Below are 20,704 nucleotides of genomic sequence, written 5' to 3'. Positions count from 1 at the left end.
CTTCGAAGTCAGGCAATGCCGCCAGCACGCGGCGGGCTGCATCTACTCTAGCCGATTGGCGCGCCCGCCCTCTGGGCGGCGGCCCCCTCCACTTGGTCTGCGAGCGCGGAGGCGGCCATGGCCTGCCCCAGCCCGTGGGCGGAGGCGCGCATGGCCTCGCGGCGGGCGGGGTCGTCCACGAGCGAGAGGAGCGTCGAGTCGAACTCGGGGCCGTCCAGCTCGTCGTCGGCGACGAGCCGGGCCGCGCCCGCGTCCACGAGGTAGCGGGCGTTGGCGGTCTGGTGGTCGCCGGTGGCGAGGGGATAGGGCACGAGCACGCTTGGGACGCAGAGCGCCGCTATCTCGGCGATGGAGGAGGCGCCGGCACGGCTGAGCACGAGGTCGGCCGCCGCGAGGGCCTCTCCCATGGAGTCGATGTAGGGAAGGACCTGCCAGCGCCCGGACTCGGCCTCGCCCAGCGCGAGCGCCTCGACGACCTCGTCGTACTGGCCCCTGCCGGTGGAGTGGACCACGTAGAGGCCCTCGCGGGAGAGGAGCTCGCCCTTGAGGCGCGTGACGGCCTCGTTGACGTGGCGCGCGCCGAGGCTCCCGCCGAAGACCAGGAGCATCGTGGCCCCCTCGGGGATCCCCAGGCGCCTCCTGCCCTCCTCGCGGCTCGCCTCGATGACGCTGCGGCGCACGGGGTTGCCCGTCACGACGATCTGGGTGTCGGGCGCCACGTGCGACCTGAAGGCGTCGATGGCCGCGGGCAGCGACACGCAGACGCTGCGCACCTTCCCCGCGGCGTTCTTGTTGGCGAGGCCCGGCACGGAGTTCTGCTCGTGGATGACGCAGGGCACGCCGTGGGAGTGGCACCAGTTGATGAGGGGTGCCTCGACGTAGGCCCCGAAGCCCACGGCGACGTCCGGGGCGCCCTCGGCCGAGAAGAGCCTGCCCAGGGCGGACTGCGCGCGCGCCATGTGCCAGAGCGCGCTCGCGGCGGTCCAGGGGCGATGCCGGTCGATGCCCGTGACGTTGATGGGGTTGAGCCTGAAGCCGGCCTGGGGCACAAGCGTGCCCTCGAGACGGGCGGGCTGCCCGTAGAAGCCCACCTCGTGGCCGCGGTCGCGCAGCTCCTCGGCGAGCGCGAGCGCCGGGTTGATGTGTCCTGCCGTCCCGCCCGCCGCGATGGCGACCCTGAGCCTATCTGCCACGTCTGTCACTCCTTCGGTCGCCTCGGCGCCCGCCCGCTCCGCGGACGTCCGGCCTTCCGTCGTTGTTGGTCCTGAGGCGGTCTCCCGCGCTGGGGCCCAAGTCTATCCTCCCCCGGCCGCCACGTGCCTGGGAGGCGGCCCGCCCGGGCGGCGTGGCCGTCCCCCTGCCCATGCGGGACGTCCGCCTCGTGGGGGGCACCTCCCCCGCCGCGCCGCCGCCCAGGACGGTGAGGCGCTGGCGCGCGCCCTCCCTCGCCGAGCGCGGCGTCGCCTCCCCGGCGAAGGAGCCGGTGGGGCCAGGGTCGCGCGGGGCCTCGGTGACGCTCCAGTCGCGACGGCGCTCGTCGTGCTCGGTCAGGGGCAGCCTGGACTGCCGCGAGACCGAGAGCACGAGCCCCGCCAGCATGAGGCTCGCCATGATCGACGAGCCACCGTACGAGACGAAGGGGATGGGCTTGCCCGAGAGCGGGAAGGCCCCCACGACGCCGCTCACGTTGAGCAGCATCTGCGCGAAGATGAGGGTCGAGCAGCCGGCGGCGACGAGCCGGCCGGTGAGGTCGGGGGCGTAGCGCGCGATGCGGTAGCCGCACCAGAGCAGGAGGCCGAAGGCCGCCACGAGCCCCAGGGCGCCCAGGAGCCCGCACTCCTCGCCCACCATGGCGAAGATGAAGTCGTTGTAGGGGAAGGGCAGGTAGGAGTACTTGGCGCGCCCCATGCCTATGCCCACGCCGAAGAGGCCGCCCGAGCCGAAGGCATAGAAGCCCTGGATGAGCTGGTAGCCGTCCCCATAGGGGTCGCGCCAGGGGTCGAGCATGGTGAGGATGCGCGCGCGGGAGTAGCCGTCCTTGAGCGAGAGGAGCAGGAAGCCCAGGAAGCCCAGGGCGGCGACACCGGCGCAGAACCTCCAGTCGACGCCCGCGAGGTAGGCCATGACCAGGACGGTCACGGCGCAGACCATGGTGCTGCCCTTGTCGGGCTGGAGCACGATGAGCAGCAGGGGCACGCCCAGGACCACCGCCGCCCTGGCCAGGAAGCCCGGCTCGAAGCTGCCGCCCGTGCGACGGAACTCGTCCAGGAGCTCCGCGGCGGCGAGCACCACCGTGATCTTGGCGAACTCCGAGGGCTGGAAGTGCAGGGGCCCCACGGCGATCCAGCGCGTGGCGCCATAGGCGTCCTGGCCCGCGACGGGCAGGAAGATCAGGAGGAGCGCCAGCACGGTGCCCGCCCAGATGGCGGGGCCGATCCGGTGCGTCAGCGCGTGGTAGTCGATGCGGTAGAGGGCGTACGCGCCCACGACTCCCACGAGAGCGAAGCCCGCCTGCCTGGTCAGGTAGTAGGCGGGGTTGTTGCCCGCGTCGTCGGATATGAGGTTGAGGATGGACGAGGACGAGAAGACCATGACCAGGCCGAAGGCGACGAGTCCAAGGACGCAGGCCACGTACACCAGGCGCGGCCCCATGAAGCGCGCGGGGACGCCCATGATGAGGCCCTCGTCCGCGGCCTCCCTGCGAGGGCGCGCGCCTTGGTCCCGGCCTCCCTGGCCTCGACCGGCGTATGCGGCTCCGGGACGCAGGGCCATCTAGCGCCGCCCCTCGTCCGCGAGGGCGGCGACCAGTGACTTGAAGAGCCTGCCGCGCTCGGCCATGTTCGAGAACTCGTCGAAGGAGGAGCAGGCGGGCGAGAGGAGCACCGCGTCCCCTTCGCGGGCCTCCGCCACCGCGGCGTCGAAGGCCTCGCGCAGGTGGGGCGCCCGGACGACGCGGACGGGCGACGCCTGCCGGTCCCGCGCCGCCTCGACCGAGCGGGCGATCCTCTCCCCCGCCTCGCCGAAGCAGACGGCGGCCCTGCAGTCGCGGGCCACGGCCTCGGCGAGCGACCGCAGGTCGGTCCCCTTGTCGTGGCCGCCCAGCATGAGTACGACGCGCCCGGGCTCGAAGGCGGTGAGGGCCTTCTCCACCGAGTCGGTGTTGGTGGCCTTGCTGTCGTTGACGAAGCTCACCCCGCCCACCTCGCCGCAGGGCTCGATGCGGTGCTCGAGGGCCTGGAAGGAGGCGAGCGTGCGGGCCACGACATCGTCCGCGACGCCCAGCTCGAGCGCGAGAGCGGAGGCGGCGAGCCCGTTCTGCAGGTTGTGCTCGCCCCTCAGGGCGAAGTCCGCCGTGGCGCAGACGTCGTGCTCGACGCCGTCGAGGCGCACGACCATGCGGCCGTCGCGCACGAAGGCGGCGCATGGGGTGCCCGCGTCGCGCCTCGCGTCGAGCCGCAGGACCCTGAGGCCGCGGGCGTCGAGCCTGTCCGCGATGGCGCGGCACCAGCCGTCGCCCACGCCCACGACGGCGAGGTCGCCGGGGACGAGGTTGGCGAAGACCCTCTCCTTCGCGGCGGCATAGGCCTCGAGGGAGCCGTGCCACTCGAGGTGGTCGGGCGTCACGTTGAGGAGCACCGCCACGCGGGGGTGCAGCCCGACGGAGGTGGCGAGCTGGAAGCTCGAGAGCTCGGCCACGAACCACTCGCCGTCGGCCCGTCCCGCCACCTGCGAGGTGGCCAGGGTGCCTATGTTGCCCACCGTGCGGGCGGCAAGGCCCGCCTCCCGCAAGATGGCGCAGGAGAGGCTGGTGGTGGTGGTCTTTCCGTTGGTGCCCGTGATGGCGACCCAGCGCCCGGGACTCTCGCGCCAGGCGAGCTCGGGTTCCCCTATGAGCTCGCGGGAGTGCTCCCGGGCGGCCCGGAAGAAGCCGCTCAGCTCGCTGATGCCGGGAGAGACCACGGCGAGGTCGTAGCTGCCCCGCACGTCCTCGCTGCCCAGCACCACGCGCACGCCGGCCGCCTCGAGCCTGGACGCGGCCTCGCCCGGCGCGGAGCTGAGGCCGCCGTAGAGCGTGACGGAGGAGACGCGGGCCTCGCCCAGCGACGCGAGGTAGAGCGCCACGTCGACGCCCGTCTTGCCCATGCCCAGCACCAGGACGTCGCCCAGGCGCCCCCCCTTGCCCGTCTGCATTCGAGCCTCCTAGCCCAGCTGGAAGTAGAGAGCGAACCCGAGCGCCGCGAAGGCGGCCGAGACGATCCAGAAGCGGATGACCACGGTGTCCTCCGCCCAGCCCTTCTTCTCGAAGTGGTGGTGGATGGGCGCCATGAGGAAGATGCGCCGGTGCAGGAGGCGGAAGCTCAGCACCTGGCCGATGACCGAGAGCGCCTCGATCACGAAGAGGCCGCCCATGACCAGCGAGGTGACCTCGGTCTTGGTGAGCACGGCGAGGGCGGCGAGGGCGGCCCCCAGCGCGAGCGAGCCCGTGTCGCCCATGAAGATCGAGGCGGGGTGGCAGTTGTGCCAGAGGAAGCCTATGCAGGCCCCGGCGATGGAGCCGGCGAAGACCGAGAGGTTTATCTCGTCGTAGCGGAAGGCGACCATGGCCATGGCCAGCATGACCACGGCGATGCAGCCGCCCGCCAGGCCGTCCAGGCCGTCGGTGAGGTTGACGGCGTTGGAGAGCCCCGCGAAGAGCAGGAAGACGAAGAGGACGTAGAGCCAGGGAATCTGGAGGAGGAAGCCCGACTTGAGGGTGATCACCGTGGTGAGGACGCCCAGGTTGACCGAGCCCCCACCCGGGAACTCCACCCAGGGGGCCACGCCGCCCAGGTTGACGCCCACGAGGCAGAAGGCGACCGAGATGACGCCCAGCCCCAGCATCTTCTGGCGCGGGGTGAGCCCCAGGGAGCGGCCGTGCGCCACGCTCTCGATGTCGTCGAGGAGCCCGATGGCCGCGGCGGCGAGGGTCGCCAGGACGGCCATGACCAGGTCGATGGTCCAGGAGGCCTGCAGGGCGCAGGTGAGCACCGTCCCCACCAGGATGACGGCCCCGCCCATCGTGGGCGTGCCCTGCTTCTGCAGGTGGCGCTGCGGCCCGTCGGCCCTCACCTGCTGGCCCACGCCCTCGTAGCGCATGAGGCGGATGAAGGGCGGCAGGAGCAGGCCCGTCACCAGGGCGGCGATGCCCACGGCGAGGAACACCTGATAGGTGGGATAGCTCGGGTTGCCAAGCATCAGGCAAGCACCCCCTTGACGAAGCGGTCCAGCCCGACGGAGCGAGATCCCTTTGCGAGGACCAGGTCGCCCTCCCCCAGGACGGGACCGATGATGCGCACGGCCTCCTCGGCCGTGGGGACCAGCTCGAGGCGGTCCTCGGAGAAGCCCATTGTGCGTGCCGCCTCGGCCATCTGCGCCGCGGCCTCGCCGCCCACGAGGACGAGAAGGTCGGGACCCTTTGCGGCGGCGTAGGCGCCTATGTAGCCGTGCAGACGGGCGGACTCGTCGCCCAGCTCGCCCACCTCGCCCAGCACCGCCACGCGCCTGCCCTCGTGCCTCATGGAGAGGAGCACGTCCAGGGCGGCAGCGATGGAGCTCGGGCTGGCGTTGTACGAGTCGTCGATCACGCAGGGGCGGCCCGGGGCGGTGACGACCTCGAGGCGCATGTGGGTCTGGGGCATGGTGGCAATGGCGTCCGCAGCCTCGGCGCGGTCCACTCCCAGGCGGTCGGCCACGGCCATGGCGAGGAGGAAGTCCCAGACCACGTGGCGGCCCGGGGTCCCCAGGGTGACGCGCCTCTCCCATCCGTCCGGGAAGGTGAGCGAGAGGGACGCACGGCCCTCCCCGTCGAGCTCGACCCGCTCGGCGCGGGCGACGCTGCCCTCGCGCGGGCCCACGAAGGCCAGCTCGACGCCGGCAGGTCGGGCGTACTCGGCCTCGATGAGGGAGGCGAAGTCGTTGTCGCTGCAGAGGAGGAGGCAGGAGGCAACCTCGTGGCCCGCGTCCGCGGTGGGGCGCATGCCCTCGAGGACCTCCGCCTTGGCGCGGGCTATGTTCTCGCGCGAGCCCAGCATGCCTATGTGGCTCGTGCCCACGTTGGTGACGAGCGCGAGGTCGGGCCTGGCGCAGCGCGCGAGGCGCGCGAGCTCGCCCCTGTGGTTCATGCCCATCTCGGCCACGACGACCTCGTCCGTCGCCGAGGCAGAGAGGAGGGTGAGCGGGAGGCCGATGAGGTTGTTGAAGTTGCCCGCGGTGGCGTGGACCCTGCGCCCCGTGGCGAGCGCGGCCGTGAGCATGTCCTTGGTGGTGGTCTTCCCCACCGAGCCCGTCACTCCCACCACGACCCACTGGGGGTTGCGCTCCCTCCAGAGGCCAGCGAGGCGCAGGAGGAACTCCTCTCCGTCGTCCCCCTCGGCGCGCAGGAGGGCGCAGCCGCGCTCGCGCGCTGCCGCGACGGTCGCGGCGTCGGGCTCGCGGGTCATGACGACGCAGGCCGAGCCGGCCTCGACGGCAGGGGCGGCGAAGTCGTTGCCGTCCACGCGCTCGCCGGCAAAGCAGACGAAGAGGGAGCCGCTGCCGAGCCGGCGCGAGTCGGTCTGGACGTTGGTCACAAGCTTGGACGGGACCGCGACGAGCGCCTTGGCACCCGTCGCGCGAACGACGTCGTCAACCAGAAGTTCGAGCATGCGTCACTCCTCCATAGGGCAGATGTGCCACCTAGTTGGTGGGTGCGACGCCCAGGTCCGAAAGCGCCTCTCCCATGATAGTAGAGAACAGCGGGGCCGCCGAGGCGGAGGCCAGATATGGAGTTCCGTTGAGACCCACGTACACCAGGACCTTCGCGTCGGAGGCGGGCGCGAAGCCGATGAGCGAGCTCACGTAGCTGTAGTCGATGTAGCCGCCCGTCTCGCCCGCCTGCTCGCCGGTGCCGGTCTTGCCGGCCACGTCGTAACCCTCGACCTGGGCGTGGACGGCGGTCCCCTCCTGGACCACGGTGCGCATCATGTCGGTCACCGCGGAGGCCGTCTCGGCCGAGACGGCCTGCCCCGCGGGCCCCCACTCCGCCTCCTGGCCGCCCTTGCTCACGAGGAAGTGGGGGGCGTGGAGGGTGCCCCCGTCGGCGAGGGCCCCCACCGCCTTGACCATCTGGACCAGAGGCACGGCCAGCGACTGGCCGAAGGACATGCTGCCCAGGCTCGCCCCGTCGTACTGGTCGAGGGTCTTGACCAGGCCGGGGACCTCCCCCGGGAAGTCGATGCCGGTGTAGCTGCCGATGCCGAAGCGGGCTATGCCCTCCGAGAAGCGCTCCGCCCCGATCACGTTCTGGGCGAGGAGGGCGGCCCCGGCGTTGGAGGAGCGGCGCAGGATCTCGCGGACGCTCATGTCCATGCCGTAGTCGCGTCCGTCGTCGTCGCTCACGTAGTCGTCCCCTACCTTGAGGTAGGCGGGGACGTCGTAGGTGGTCTCGGTGCCCATGAGCCCGTCGTCGATGCCGATCGCGGTCGTGAGGAGCTTGAATATGGAGCCGGGCTCGAAGGAGGACGAGACGGGCTTGAGGCTCGTGGCGCCCTCCTCGATCTTGGAGGTGTCCGTCACGTCGTAGAGGGGCGTCGAGCATGCCGCGATGATCTGGCCCGTCTTGGGGTCCGTCACCATGACGGAGCCGGATTCCGCGTCGAAGTCCTCCGTGCCCTTGGCGATGGTCCTCTCCGCCGCCTCCTGCACGTCGATGTCCAGAGAGATGACGATGTCGGTGCCGTCCTGGGCGGTGGAGGCCTGGGCGGACGTGCCGGCTATGGGCGTGCCCTTGGAGCCGGTCTCGAAGACGAGCTCGCCGTCCGTGCCCTTGAGCACGTCGTCGTAATAGAGCTCCAGGCCCGAGAGGCCGTCCCCGTCCGTGCCCACGATGCCCAGGACCTGGCTGCCCACGGCGCCGTAGGGGTAGACGCGCTTGACGTCGTCGAGGAAGTAGATGCCGTTCGCCTTGGCGTCCCTGAGGCTGTCCTCGACCTCCTTGGCCTTGTCCGTGTCGACCTGGCGGCGCACGTAGGAGAAGCTGGAGTCGCCCCTGAGCGTCGCGAGGTAGCTGCTTGCCTCGCCCCCCAGCTTCTCGGCCAGGATGCGGGCCGCCCCATTGGGATCGTTGACCTTCTGGGGGTTGCAGTAGATGGTCTTGCAGGCCTGGCTCATGGCCAGGACGTTGCCGTCACGGTCGTAGATGGTGCCGCGGCGCGCGTGCACCGCCACCACGTTGGTGCGCTGGGCTGCGGCGGAGGCCGCGAGGCTGGGACCCTGTATGACCTGCAGCCAGACGAGGCGCAGGGCGACCACCGCGACGAGGGCGGCGAGCACCACGAACAAGGGGCGGGCGACGCCCTCGAAGCCGTCGTCGGGCCCGAAGCCGTCGTTCCTACCGCGCCGGGACGCCACGTCGTACGAGGCGCCTCTCGCTCCCATCCGCACCAGGCGGCTCTGTTCGTTGCGTCTGTCCACGGTGAAGAGTCTAGGACTCCGAGGCAGCCAACCCCGCCTCGTCCGAGTGCTGCGCATCATCTGCAGAAGGCTCGCCCTCCTGCTGCGAGGCGTCCTGGCCCTGGTTCTGGTTCTGGTCGTCCACCTGGATGGTGTCGGTGCTGGTGGCGAAGACCATGCCGTAGTTCTGGGTGGCGATGCGGTCTATGCGAGAGGAGCGGCAGAGCGACGAGCGCACGATCTGGAGGTTCTCGTTGGCGACCTTGGTCTCCTCGATGCTCTGGGAGATGCCCGAGTTGGCCTCGAGGACGCGGACGGTCGCGGTGGAGATGAGGACCCTGCTGCCCCCCAGGACGAAGACGGCCGCGATGAGGCAGAGGGTGACGCGGAAGGCCGCGACGAACTGGCTCGAGACGCCGCGACGCGCGCGGGCGTCCAGGCCGCCGCCTTCGACGACCTCGAAGGGCGCGTGGCCGTGCTCGTCGAGGCGGCGCCTCCCCTCGTTGGCGTCGAGGCTGTATGCCTCGGACCCTGCGTACCTCATGCCCTACCCCTTTTTCTGACGCGGAGTCGGCGGGCCTTGCGGCCCGCCTCCGCCCGCTCGTGCGTTTGTGCTGCGTCTGAGCTGCGATTCTGCTGCGTTGGTGCTACGTGCTGCTGCGTCGTGCCACGGTGGTGCCATGCAAGCGGCCCTAGGGCCGGTGTTGCCTTCGGGCGCTAGGCGTCGAGCTTGACCGCCACGCGCATGAGCGCGCTCCGCGACCGCGGGTTGCGCTCGATCTCCCCGTCGCTCGCCACGAGGGGCTTTCTGGTCCTGACCTCGAGTATCGGCACGTGATCGCACACGCACACCGGAAGCTCCGGCGGACATGTGCACCCCTGCGAGAGCTCCGCGAAGGCGTGCTTCACGACGCGGTCCTCGAGGGAGTGGTACGAGATCACGCAGATCCTGCCACCCGGGTTCGTCCAGCGGACGGCGGCCCTAAGGCCCTGGTCCAGGACGTCCAGCTCGTGGTTCACCTCGATGCGCAGGGCCTGGAAGGTCTTGCGCGCCGGATGCCCCCCGTGGCGCCTCCCCGCCGCGGGAATCGCGGCCTTGACCACCTCTACGAGCTGGAGGGTGGTGAGGATGGGCGCCTTCTCCCTCGTGCGGACGACCTGCCGCGCGATGCGCGCGGCGAACCTCTCGTCCCCATATACGCGGAGAACCCGGGCGAGGTCTGCTTCGGTGTAGTTGTTTATGACCTCTGCTGCGGTTTGGGTGTTGTTGCCCGGGTCCATGCGCATGTCTAGCGAGGCGTCCTCATGGTACGAGAAGCCCCTCTCTGGGATGTCGAGCTGGGGTGACGATACCCCGATGTCGAAGAGGAAGCAGTCGACCCCGGGAACCTCCGCCTCGACCAAAAGCTCGTCGAGCTGGCCGAAGTTCCCCTTGAAGAAGCGCCGGTCCGCGCCGGGGACCTCGCGCTCGAAGCGCTCGGTGGCCGCGGCGAGGGCCATGTCGTCCTGGTCGATGCCGATCGAGAGGCCGTCGGGCTGGACGAGCCGGGCCAACTCCACGGAGTGGCCGGCGCCCCCCAGGGTGCAGTCGCAGACGACCTCGCCTGGCTTGGGGTCCAGCTCGCGGATGACCTCCTCGAGCATCACGGGCACGTGCCGATATTCGCCTGTCAAGTGGCTCGCCCTCCCCGCCTGCGCCTAGTCGCGGAACATGAGCGCGTCGAGGTCCTCGTCGAGCTCGTCCATCTCCTGGCCGAAGCGGGACGCGTCCCAGATCTCGAGGTGGTCGATGTTGCCAACGATCACGACCTCGCGCTCGATGCCGCACTTCTCGAGGCACCCGGCGCCGATCTTGCCGAGCGCCACGCGTCCTGCGGAGTCGACGTCGACCGTGACGGTCTTCGACGAGAGCGCCCTGCGGAGCTTGTCGTCCCTCCTGCTGCGCGGGTCGAACCCGTCGGGGAAGAAGCTCTCGATCCACGCCTGGTGGCTCTGGGGGGTGAAGCCATAGATCGCGTCTCCGACGGGGACGAGGCACACCTGCTCCTCGAACTGCTTGCGGAACGGGGCGGGAAGCGTGACACGAGACTTGGCATCCAGGTTGTGCTGGTAGCTGCCAGTCAGGTACATGTCCCCCTCCCCTCTCTGCTCGCAGGGAGTCCCCCCTCGAAAACGTGAGACTAATAATAGGTCATCCGCCCCCTTTCGCAACACTTCCCTCCACTTTGGTACACCGAAGGCACCACATTTTGGGCTGAGCGGACCCGGAGTCTGGGCCATGCCCCACATGTCGTGGGAACGCCCGTTCTGGGCACAAGTTCGCATGGCAAGTTGTGTAGGACCTGTGAATCTGCTGGTAGAATGCATCTTCGCAGGTCAGATAGGGTGTTTTTTCTCAGACGAGAGGAGCCTGCGGCCTCGGTGGGACGAGGTGTGGGGTGGAGTGCGGACGGGGGCCGGGCGGCGTAGGGGCTGGGCGGTGCCGGAGCCGCGGCACAAGCAGGAAGGCAGGCAAGAAGGCAGACTCTCTCGCTTGTCGGCAGTTTTGGAGAGGGGAACCACCGACAAACGGGCCGACATGGCACGCTCACGTCCAGGACAGCCCACTTGTCGGCACTTTTGGAGAAGGAAGCCACCGACAAACGGCCGGCAATGACACGCTTATGGCCAGAACAGCCCGCTTGTCGGCACTTCTGGGGAGGGGAACCACCGACAAACCTGCCTCACCGCGCAGCGCATGCCCCGACGCCACCCCCCTGCCAGGCGCTCCAGCGCGACTACCCCTCCCGCAGGTCGGCCCTCGGATGGGCCTGGAGGTAGGCCATGCGCACGTGGGTGCGGTCGACGTGCGTGTAGAGCTGGGTGGTCGAGACCGACGCGTGCCCCAGGAGCTCCTGGACCATCCTCAGGTCCATGCCCCCCTCGAGCAGGTGCGTCGCGTAGCTGTGCCTCAGCGTGTGGGGGTGGAGTCCCTCGATCCCCACCATGCGGCCGTAGCGCTCGACGAGCGCGTGTACCGCCTGGCGCGTGATGCGGCTCCCCCTCTGGCTCAGGAACACGGCCGGTCCCGGCCGGCCGTGCACGGCGAGCAGGGGCCGCCATTCCTCGAGGTAGCTGGCGAGGGCCCGCGCCGCCGTTCCCAGTACCGGCACGACCCGCTCCTTGGAGCCCTTGCCCATGACCCTGAGCAGCTCCTCGTCCAGGAGCACGTCCCTCAGGTCCAGGCCGCAGAGCTCGGAGACGCGCAGGCCGCAGCCATAGAGCAGCTCCAGGATGGCCTTGTCGCGCCGGAAGGCGGCCACGTTGCTGCGGTCGGGCTCGCCCGTCTGGCGCGCCTTGGGCCTGGGGTCCACGCGGAAGGGCTCGTCGAGGAGGCGTGCCGCGTCCTCGCGCGATATGACGTCCGGCAGGCGCTCGGGCTTCCTGGGCAGCGCGAGGTCCGCGGTGGGGTGGTTCTCGCAGATCTGCTCGGCCACCATGAAGCGATGGAAGCCCTTCATGGCCGAGGCCGCCCTCTGCACCGAGGAGGAGGCGAGTCCCATCTCGTGGAGCTCCCTCACGTGCGCCTCCGCGTCCTCCCTCGTCACGTCGTCGGGCGCGACCACGCCGCGCTTGGCCAGGAAGGCCAGGTAGCGGTCGAGGTCGCGCCCGTAGGACTGGATCGTGTTGCGTGAGCTGCCTCGCTCGATGGCAAGGTAGGCAAGGTAGTCCCGGCAGGCCCTGTCGAGGCTCGCGGCCAAGCTACGCCTCCTTGGCCCCTGCGTGCAGGGGTTCGACGGCAAGACGGCCGCAGCCCTCGTGGTGGGCGATCGCGGCACGCACGAACTCGCGGAAGAGCGGTGCCGGGCTGGTCGGGCGGCTCTTGAACTCGGGGTGAGCCTGGGTCGCCACGAACCAGGGGTGCACGTCCTCGGGGAGCTCGACCATCTCGACCAGGCGCTCGTCGGGCGAGAGCCCGCTCAGGCGAAGGCCGGCCGCCTCGAGCCTGGCGCGATAGGCGTTGTTGACCTCGAAGCGGTGGCGATGGCGCTCGTAGACGAGCTCCTCCCCGTAGGCCTCGCGGGCGAGGCTCCCCTCGCCCAGCTTGCAGGGATAGGCACCCAGACGCATGGTGCCGCCCTTCTCGGTCACGTCCTCCTGGTCGGGCATGAGGTCGATCACGGGATACTCGGCGTCGGGGACGAACTCGGTCGAGGTCGCCCCAGGCATGCCGCAGACGCTGCGCGCGAACTCGCAGACCGCCACCTGCAGGCCCAGGCACACGCCCAGGTAGGGGACGAGCTGCGTGCGGGCGCGGTGGGCCGAGAGGATCTTGCCCTCTATGCCGCGCAGGCCGAAGCCGCCGGGGACCAGGATGCCGTCGGCGCCGCCCAGGACCTCGTCCGCGTTGGACTCGTCGAGCTCCTCGCCGTCCACCAGGTCGATCCGCACGTGACGCCCATAGAAGACGCCCGAGTGGTGAAGGGCCTCGATGATGGAGAGGTAGGCGTCGGGCAGCTGGGTGTACTTGCCCACGACCTTGACGGTGACGACGTCCTCGCGGCGGTTGGCCTCGTGCATGACGTCGGTGAAGCGGCCCCAGTCGGCCAGGTCGCGCTCGCGGGGCTCGAGGCCCAGGCGCTCGAGCACCTTGAGGTCGAAGTCCTGCTCGGCGAGGTGCGCCGGCACGTCGTAGATCGAGGGACAGTCGGAGTTCTCGAAGACGCAGTCCTCGGCGACGTCGCAGAAGCTCGCGATCTTGGCGCGGATGGAGGCGTCGACCTCGTGGTCGGAGCGGCAGACGATGAAGTCGGGCTGGATGCCCATGGAGCGCAGCTCCTTCACGGAGTGCTGCGTGGGCTTGGTCTTGACCTCGTGGGCCGCGGCGATGTAGGGCACCAGGCTCACGTGGATCACGACGCAGTTGCCCGCGCCCTTCTCCTTGCGGAACTCCCTGATGGCCTCGACGAAGGGCTGGCCCTCGATGTCGCCGATGGTGCCGCCGAGCTCGGTGATCACCACGTCGGCAGAGGTCTGCTCCTCGACGCGCAGGAAGCGCTCCTTGATGGCGTTGGTGACGTGGGGGACGACCTGCACGGTGCCGCCCAGGAAGTCCCCGGCCCTCTCGCGCGAGATGAGCGACTGGTAGATGGCGCCGGTGGTGAAGTTGGACTCGCGGGTGAGGTTCTCGTCAATGAAGCGCTCGTAGTGGCCCAGGTCGAGGTCGGTCTCCTTGCCGTCCTCGGTGACGAAGACCTCGCCGTGCTGGAAGGGGCTCATGGTGCCCGGGTCGACGTTGAGGTAGGGGTCGGCCTTCTGCATCATGACCTTGTAGCCCCTGGCCTTGAGGAGCCTTCCCAGAGAGGCGGCGCAGATGCCCTTCCCCAGGGAAGAGACGACGCCACCGGTGACGAATATGTGCTTGGTCATAAGATTGGGCCTCCCGCAACGAGTCGATGTGACTTATCCACGGGACTCGATTGTACGACGGGTGGTACGCCCGTCGGGCCCATGGAGGATTTTTCACAAAGCGCGAACGCAGGCGAGAGGGGCTGCGGCTAACGGGCCCGTCCCGCGGCCGCGGCCTCGAGCATCTGCCGGGCGTGGGCGAGGGACGCCTCGCTCGCGTCGCCCGAGAGCATGCGGGCGACCTCGACGACGCGCTCCTCCCCCTCGATGGGGCGGATCGTGGTCTGCGGGAGTGCGCCCTCGCTCTTCGACACCAGGTAGTGGCGCTCCGCCATGACCGCCACCTGCGCCAGGTGGGTCACGACGATGACCTGGTGGCTGCGGGCGAGACGGGCGAGGACCTGCGCCAGGGCGACGGCGGTGCTTCCGCCCACGCCCGCGTCCACCTCGTCGAAGACGAGCGTCTCCGTGCCGTCCGCCTCGCCCAGGACCACCTTGCAGGCGAGCATGACGCGGCTGACCTCGCCGCCGGAGGCGATCCTTTTGAGTGGACGCGCCGCCAGCCCCTCGGCGGGGCGGTACATGAGCTCGACCGAGCTGGCCCCCGCAGAGGTCCACTGGGCGCGCGGCAGCCTCCTCAGGGCCACCTCGAGCCGCGCCGTCCCCATCTCGAGGTAGGCCATCTGCTCGCAGACGGCGCGGGAGAGCTCGGGCGCCGCGGCGGCGCGCAGCCCGTCGAGGGCATCGGCGCGCCGCGCGAGCTCCGCCTCGGCGGCGTCGAGCGCCTCCTGCGCGCGGGCGACGAGCCCGCTGCCGTCGCGGGCCGCATCCACGAGCTCCGCGGCCTTGCGGCGCCGCTCGAGGACGTCCTCCATGCGCGGGCCGTAGCTGCGCAGGAGCCCCTGGAGCTGGGACATCCGCGCCTGCATGCGCTCGAGCGAGTCCTGGTCGAAGTCGAGGGAGTCGCGGTAGCGCCTGAGCTCCGAGGCCACGTCCTCCACGTCGATGAGGCTGGACTCGAGCCGGGAGGCAAAGCCCTCGAGCCGCTCGTCGTAGGCCGCCGCGTCCCTGAGCTCGGACACCGCGGAGGCGAGCGCGTCAGAGACGCCCTCGTCCCCCAGGATGGACTCGTGCGCCCCTCCGGCCGCCCTGAGCAGGGACTCCGAGTGCTCCGCCATGGGGAGCTGCTGCTCGAGCTCCTCGAGCTCCCCCTCCGCAGGCCCCACCTCGACTATGCGCCTGAGGACGAAGGAGGCCTCGTCCACGCGCTCGTCCGCGGAGCGGCTCATCTCGACCACGCGCTCGAGCTCCGCCTTCGCGGCGCGGGCATCCCTGAGAGCCTGCGCGTAGGACTCCCGCGCGCTCGTCACGCCCTCCCCCGCCCAGCCGTCCAGGAGGTCGACGTGACTTGCCACCTGGAGGAGCCTCTGGTGCTCGTGCTGTCCGCAGAGGTCGATGCTCGAGCCCACCCCCTCGGCGAGCTCGCGCACCGAGGCCATGCGGCCGTCCAACTGCACCCTGCCGCGGCCGCTCGCCTCGACCTGGCGCCTTACCACGACGCCGTCCCCATCACCGCCCGCGAGGAAGAGCCTGCCTTCGACGACCAGGCAGTCGCTCCCCTCTCGCACGGCGCCGGCGTCCGCCCGCTCGCCCATGAGCAGCTTGATGGACGAGAGCAGAGCGGACTTGCCCGTGCCCGTCTCGCCCGTGAGGACGGTGAGGCCCGCCGCGGGCTCGATGGTGGCGTCGTGGATGAGCGCCACGTCCTGCACGTGGAGCTGGTCAATCATCAGCGGTTCTCCCCGTAGAACACGCGCGAGACCGACTGGTAGAAGCTCTTCGAGCTGCGGTCCAGGAGGATGATGTCGCCCGGGCCGCGCCTCACGGTGGCGCGCACGCCGCGCGGGCCGCAGTCCATGGGCTGTCCGTCGGAGAAGAAGAGGCGCTCGGCATGGCGCTCGGGGCTGATCGCGATCTCCACGACGTCGGAGGGCGCCGTGAGGAAGGCGCGGGCCCTGATGGAGTGCGGCGCCACGGGCACGCAGACCATGCCCGAGAACTCTGGCGTGACGATGGGCCCGCCCGCCGCGAGGGCGTAGCCCGTGGACCCGGTGGCCGTCGCCACCACGAAGCCGTCCCCCCTCAGGCGCTCGATGTGGTGCCCCGAGACCGCCACGTCGAACTCGATCATGTCCCCCCTCACGCCATGCGTGAGCGAGAGGTCGTTGAGCGCGAAGGAGCGCTTCGACTCTATGCTGCCGTCCGGCAGCTCGAACTCGACCTCGATGTCCAGGGTCGCGCGATGGGACGCGTGGAGCTCGCCCGCGAGGGCGTCCGCCACCGTCTCGATCATGTTGGATGGGCCGCCCGCCGTGAGGAAGCCCAGGTGCCCGTACGAGAGACCGAGGAGGGGTATCTCCTGGTAGCCCACGATGCGTGACGCCCTCAGCAGCGTTCCGTCGCCTCCGAGCGAGACGACCAGGTCCACGCCCTCGGTGCTCACCACGCGACCGGGGAAGAGCTTCTTGTCGTGGGCCCACTGCAGCTCGACGCCCTCCCCCTCGAGCCACGCCGCAAGGCGGCTGGCGCCCTCCATGGCCTCGGGACGGGAGTAGTTGGGAACGAGCAGCACCTTCATCCTTGACACCCCTCATTTGGAACGCGTGTTCGGTCTTTGCAAGAGTGTAGCACGGAGCCGGAGCGCCTATCCAGTCGCACCGAGACCGGGCGCGCGGTCGGCGTGCCGCGTGCCCGGCGCGTCCCACGCGACGCCGGCGGCGCGCGCCGTCTCGGCAACGACGCCGGCGAGGTCCAGCTCCGCAGGCGACGTGCCGCGCGTGCCCAGCAGCAGGAACTCCCTGTTGCCCTTGTGTCCGGCGATGGGACTCGCGCAGCAGCCACGAGGGGCGAGGCCCCTCTCCTCGAAGGCGGAGGCGACCTTGGCAAGCGCCCAAAGCCATACCCCGGGGTCGCCCACGACGCCGCCCTCCCCCACCTGGGAGCGCGCGGCCTCGAACTGTGGCTTGACCAGCGTGAGGAAGGAGCCCTCGGGCGAGAGGAGCTCGCACACGGCGGGCAGCACGGTCGTGACTGAGGTGAACGAGACGTCACAGACCGCGAGGTCGACACGCCCCGCGCGCTCGGGCGAGGGGACGTCCACGATGTTGGTGCGCTCGAGGAGGGTGACGCGGGGGTCCTGGCGCAGTGACCAGTCGAACTGCGCATAGCCCACGTCCACGGAGAGCACGCTCGCGGCGCCGCGCTTGAGCAGGCAGTCGGTGAAGCCACCGGTCGAGCAGCCCACGTCCAGGCAGGCGAGCCCGGTTGGGTCGACCCCGAAGGCGTCGAGGCCGTGCTCGAGCTTGAGGCCGCCGCGGCCCACGTAGGCGATGTGACCCCTCACGTGGAGGGGCGCGTCGGGCGCGAGGAGCTCGCCGGCATGGTCGAGCCTCCGGTCGCTGGTGCTGACGTCGCCCGCGAGGATGGAGCGCAGGGCGTCCTGCGCGTTGGAGAAGAGGCCCCTCTCCACCAGGAGCTGGTCAAGGCGGCGACGGCCCCGGCCCATGCTAGTCCCCGCTGGTGGTCGGCCCTGCCTGCCCGTCACCCGCCGCCTGGGGCGCGTTGGAATCGGCAAGCTGGGCCTGCTCGCGCGCGGAGAAGTCCGTCGCATCGACCAGGTCCACCGCCTTGGAGCCCAGGGCTATGGCCTCGTCGAAGAGGTCGAGCGAGCGCTCGAGGGAGGTTTCCTTGTCACGGACCAGGTCTATAATCTGGTCGAGGCGTCCGCTGATGTCCTCGAAGGACTCATACGCGGAGGTGTCCGGCTTCGCCATGGCCTACTCTGCCTCGACGGTCTGGGGTTCGGGGACCTCGGACTCCGCAGGAGCCTCCGGCTGGGGCTCAGCCGCAGCCTCGGAGTCGACGCCGTTCTCGCCTGGCCGGGCATCGGCCTCGCCGGAGTCGGCCCGGTCGGGGCCACCCTCGTCCTCCGCCTCTCCAACCTCCACGAGCTCGGCGTCTGCCGCCTCGGCATGCCGGCGTTCCTCCTCCGCGCGGCGGGAGAGTTCCTCATGGGCGTCCGCGACCACGTCGCGACCCGCCTCCATGCGAGAGGCGACGCGGCCGAGAAGGCCGTTCACGAAGCGCGAGGACTCGTCGGTACCGTAGGCCTTCGCCAGTTCGACGGACTCGTCGATTGCCACGGCGGTCGCAACCTCGTCGACCTCGAGCATCTCGTACAGGGCGATGCGCAGGAGGTTGCGGTCGACGGCGGGCATGCGCGAGAGCCTCCAGTTGGAGGAGGTCGCGTCGATGACGGCGTCGAGGTCGGAGCGCATGTCGTCCGCCCCGCGCGCGAGGCGCTCGCCGAAGGGGTCGAGGGGGCCGTCCGAGAGCGAGTAGTCGCCCTCGAGGACCTCATAGACCGTGCGGCCAGTGGCCTCGGCCTGGAACAGAAGCTGCAGGGCCTGGCTGCGCGCAGTGGTGCGCGGACCGAAGTGCATGTTGGACAACGCTACTCCTTGGGAAATACGAGGCTGTCGATGCAGACGTCGACCGCCGCGACCTGGACGCCGACCTGCTCGGTGATGGCGGCGGCGACGGCCTCGCGAACGGCGGCGGCGAGCTGGGTGAAGGGGTACCCGTAGAAGACGGCCAGGTGGACGGAGACCCTGAGCTCGTCGTCCTCGACGCTGGACTCGACGGCCTGCGCCGCGGGAACGCTGCTGCGGGTGAAGACGGAGACCAGGCTGGAGGCGATGTCGTTGCCGCCCACGCGCACGACGCCCTCGACCTTTTCGGCCGCCAGGGTGACGATGGTCGAGACGACGTTCCGCGAGATGCCGATTCCAGAGATGAAGAGTTCGCTGTCTGCCATGGGAAGTCCTTTCGGGAGGGACGCTCCGTCGAATCCGTTTGCGACGCTCACGGGACCAGTATAGACGTTGGGCATGGCCGGGTGCCGTCGCCCACGAAGCCGCCGCAGGGACACGACGCTGGCACGCCGCTCACGCGGGCAGGACGGGTGCCCGGTCGGACACGGGCATGCCGGACATGGAAGCCCAACGCGCGGCCTCGGCCCTAAAGCGCGGGACCCACGTGCCGCTCGCACGCGGGTCCCGAAGGGGGCATGCCTGGGGGGCGCTAGACGCGCGAGACGAACTTGCCGTCGCGGGTGTCGACCTTGATGACCTCGCCCTGGTTCAGGTACATGGGGACCTGGATGGTTGCGCCGGTCTCGATGGTGGCGGGCTTGGTGCCGCCCTGGACGGTGTCGCCCTTGAAGCCGGGGTCGGTCTCGGTGATCTCGACCTCGATGAACATGGGCGGGTTCACGCCCAGGAGCTCGGTGTCGGCGTAGAGGAGCTGGCAGGTGTCGTTCTCCTTGAGCCACTGGGCGTTGTCGCCGATGTAGGAGGGGTCGACGGGGATCTGCTCGTACGACTCGTTGTCCATGAAGACGTAGGCGACGCCGTCGTTGTAGAGGTACTGCATCTCGCGGGTGATGAGCTGGACGCTCTCGAACTTGGTGCCGGCGTTGACCGTCTGGTTGTTGATGGTCTTGCCGCTCTTGAGGTCCTTGATGGTGTAGCGGACGAAGGCACCGCCCTTGCCGGGCTTGACGTGCTGGAACTCGACAAGGGTGTAGTACTTGCCGTTGATCTTGAGGCCCATGCCGTTCTTGAAGTCTGCGGTGCTGATGGTTGCCACGTGTCTCTCCTTCTCGCCTGCGCCCGCAAGCGCGAGGCGCGGGCTCCTAGTCATATGCGCAGGCAGTATAGCGCAGGGCGGGCTGTCGGCAGATGCTCCTGCCTGGGGCTTCACACAGCCAACAGCTGGCATCGCGACAGTTGGGGCGCCGTCGCGTGCGGCCTGGCGCACGCGCCACTCGCCCGGCATGCCGTCACGCACACCGCAGCACCACCATGCACGTAGCCGCGCACGCTGCGGCGCCATCATGCACGTAGCCGAGCACGTCCCGCACCACCGCGCACGTCGTCACGCACGTCCCGCACCACCGCGCACGTCGTCACGCACGCCGCGAGCGTTCTCCACGCGCAAACGCACAACGCGTGAATCCTCCACGCGCGAGCGCACAAGCTCCCAAGGCGGCAACTGGGCAAACGCCGAGGCGCGTGTGCGTTGGAGCGTGAAGGATGAAATGAGCGTGCGTTGGCGCGTGCACGGTGAGACTGCGCGTGCGTTGACGCGTGCTCGATGAGACTGAGCGTGCGTTGGCGCGTGCACGGTGAGGCGGGCGTGCGCAGGCGCGTGGACGACGAAGGCGAGAGGCACAGCCGCCCGCCCGTACGCCCACGCGACGCGCGACGGCGCTACTTCCCGGTGACGTCCCTGAACAGGCGCCGCACGCCTAGCCCGACCACGTCCAGGAAGCTCGGCGACCTCACAAGACGGTCCTCCCCCACGTACGGCCGCATCGCGCGCAGCGTGGCCTTGTTGTCCCTCGTGGAGAACGAGAAGCTGCCGTTCGTCTTCGTGAACACCGCGAAGCGCGAGATCAACCTGCCACCCAGCATCACGGACGCGGCGACGTGGTCCACCTCGCCCCAGGGAATCTGGACGTAGTCCTCGGCGTTCTTCTCGTTGTAGAACTCGATCGCCTTGTTGCCCACCATGAGGTCCCCGTAGGTGGCGAGCCCATGGTAGGAGGTCGCGCGCACGGCGAGGTCCACGCTGCTGTTCTGCGATTGCGCCATCTTCGGGCTCCGATCGGTCGGGGTCTATTCGTGGCGGCACCCGGGGCGTCCGCCAAACCATGCGTTCCAGTGCCAACAAGACGCCCGCCGCGACGGGCGTCCCGATGCGTTCCGGTGCCAAGCGAGAGGGG

General features: G+C 70.0%; 19 protein-coding genes. All 19 read right to left on the bottom strand.

Going from position 1 to position 20,704, the window contains the following annotated elements; genetic code table 11:
• Positions 1–47: 47 nt before the first annotated feature.
• Positions 48–1,193 (bottom strand): glycosyltransferase, encoded by a 1,146-nt coding sequence (locus Q5923_RS05810; RefSeq protein ID WP_009279426.1) that lies wholly within the window; start codon positions 1,191–1,193, stop codon positions 48–50.
• Positions 1,183–2,772: an FtsW/RodA/SpoVE family cell cycle protein gene (locus Q5923_RS05805; protein WP_303132749.1), complete on the bottom strand. Its 1,590-nt coding sequence runs from the start codon at positions 2,770–2,772 to the stop codon at positions 1,183–1,185. Before Q5923_RS05805 ends, Q5923_RS05810 begins: the two co-directional genes overlap by 11 nt.
• Positions 2,773–4,191 carry a UDP-N-acetylmuramoyl-L-alanine--D-glutamate ligase gene (gene murD, locus Q5923_RS05800; RefSeq protein ID WP_303132747.1) on the bottom strand — a complete coding sequence of 473 codons (1,419 nt, stop codon included), beginning with the start codon at positions 4,189–4,191 and terminating at the stop codon, positions 2,773–2,775.
• Between the two features lie 9 nt (positions 4,192–4,200).
• Positions 4,201–5,235, bottom strand: a complete 1,035-nt coding sequence (gene mraY, locus Q5923_RS05795; RefSeq protein WP_303132745.1) for a phospho-N-acetylmuramoyl-pentapeptide-transferase — start codon at positions 5,233–5,235, stop codon at positions 4,201–4,203.
• Entirely contained in the window at positions 5,235–6,683 is a 1,449-nt protein-coding gene (gene murF, locus Q5923_RS05790; protein WP_303132743.1) for a UDP-N-acetylmuramoyl-tripeptide--D-alanyl-D-alanine ligase, read from the bottom strand. The genes mraY and murF overlap by 1 nt, the downstream gene beginning before the upstream one ends.
• 31 nt (positions 6,684–6,714) lie before the next feature.
• Complete coding sequence (locus tag Q5923_RS05785; protein ID WP_156797684.1) at positions 6,715–8,454, bottom strand: penicillin-binding protein 2; 1,740 nt, start codon at positions 8,452–8,454, stop codon at positions 6,715–6,717.
• Between the two features lie 46 nt (positions 8,455–8,500).
• On the bottom strand, positions 8,501–9,013 hold the full coding sequence (locus Q5923_RS05780; protein WP_303132740.1) for a cell division protein FtsL: 513 nt from the start codon (positions 9,011–9,013) through the stop codon (positions 8,501–8,503).
• 173 nt (positions 9,014–9,186) lie between these two features.
• Complete coding sequence (gene rsmH, locus Q5923_RS05775; RefSeq protein WP_303132738.1) at positions 9,187–10,143, bottom strand: 16S rRNA (cytosine(1402)-N(4))-methyltransferase RsmH; 957 nt, start codon at positions 10,141–10,143, stop codon at positions 9,187–9,189.
• Between the two features lie 24 nt (positions 10,144–10,167).
• On the bottom strand, positions 10,168–10,599 hold the full coding sequence (locus tag Q5923_RS05770) for a division/cell wall cluster transcriptional repressor MraZ (RefSeq protein ID WP_009279434.1): 432 nt from the start codon (positions 10,597–10,599) through the stop codon (positions 10,168–10,170).
• A 647-nt stretch (positions 10,600–11,246) separates the two neighbouring features.
• Positions 11,247–12,209: a site-specific tyrosine recombinase gene (locus Q5923_RS05765; protein ID WP_303132736.1), complete on the bottom strand. Its 963-nt coding sequence runs from the start codon at positions 12,207–12,209 to the stop codon at positions 11,247–11,249.
• A 1-nt stretch (position 12,210) separates the two neighbouring features.
• Positions 12,211–13,878 (bottom strand): CTP synthase, encoded by a 1,668-nt coding sequence (locus tag Q5923_RS05760; protein ID WP_303132734.1) that lies wholly within the window; start codon positions 13,876–13,878, stop codon positions 12,211–12,213.
• A gap of 128 nt (positions 13,879–14,006) precedes the next feature.
• Entirely contained in the window at positions 14,007–15,647 is a 1,641-nt protein-coding gene (locus Q5923_RS05755) for a DNA repair protein RecN (RefSeq protein WP_303132732.1), read from the bottom strand.
• Positions 15,647–16,495, bottom strand: a complete 849-nt coding sequence (locus tag Q5923_RS05750) for an NAD(+)/NADH kinase (RefSeq protein ID WP_303132730.1) — start codon at positions 16,493–16,495, stop codon at positions 15,647–15,649. The genes Q5923_RS05755 and Q5923_RS05750 overlap by 1 nt, the downstream gene beginning before the upstream one ends.
• Before the next feature lie 66 nt (positions 16,496–16,561).
• Positions 16,562–17,422: a TlyA family RNA methyltransferase gene (locus Q5923_RS05745; protein WP_303132728.1), complete on the bottom strand. Its 861-nt coding sequence runs from the start codon at positions 17,420–17,422 to the stop codon at positions 16,562–16,564.
• 1 nt (position 17,423) lies between these two features.
• On the bottom strand, positions 17,424–17,690 hold the full coding sequence (locus tag Q5923_RS05740; protein WP_303132726.1) for an exodeoxyribonuclease VII small subunit: 267 nt from the start codon (positions 17,688–17,690) through the stop codon (positions 17,424–17,426).
• Between the two features lie 3 nt (positions 17,691–17,693).
• Positions 17,694–18,359, bottom strand: a complete 666-nt coding sequence (gene nusB / locus Q5923_RS05735; RefSeq protein WP_303132808.1) for a transcription antitermination factor NusB — start codon at positions 18,357–18,359, stop codon at positions 17,694–17,696.
• 11 nt (positions 18,360–18,370) lie between these two features.
• Entirely contained in the window at positions 18,371–18,733 is a 363-nt protein-coding gene (locus tag Q5923_RS05730) for an Asp23/Gls24 family envelope stress response protein (RefSeq protein WP_009279443.1), read from the bottom strand.
• A gap of 266 nt (positions 18,734–18,999) precedes the next feature.
• A complete protein-coding gene (efp, locus tag Q5923_RS05725; protein WP_009279444.1) occupies positions 19,000–19,566 on the bottom strand; it encodes an elongation factor P in 567 nt (188 codons plus the stop codon).
• A gap of 623 nt (positions 19,567–20,189) precedes the next feature.
• The gene (locus tag Q5923_RS05720; protein WP_303132723.1) at positions 20,190–20,573 is read right to left on the bottom strand and encodes a DUF956 family protein; all 384 of its coding nucleotides are present in this window, start codon (positions 20,571–20,573) and stop codon (positions 20,190–20,192) included.
• Positions 20,574–20,704: the final 131 nt, after the last annotated feature.

The organism is uncultured Olsenella sp. (genome assembly GCF_959602185.1).
Classification (GTDB): domain Bacteria; phylum Actinomycetota; class Coriobacteriia; order Coriobacteriales; family Atopobiaceae; genus Olsenella_I; species Olsenella_I phocaeensis.
Note: the sequence above shows the minus strand (reverse complement) of the source record. Positions and strands in the feature narration are given on the sequence as shown.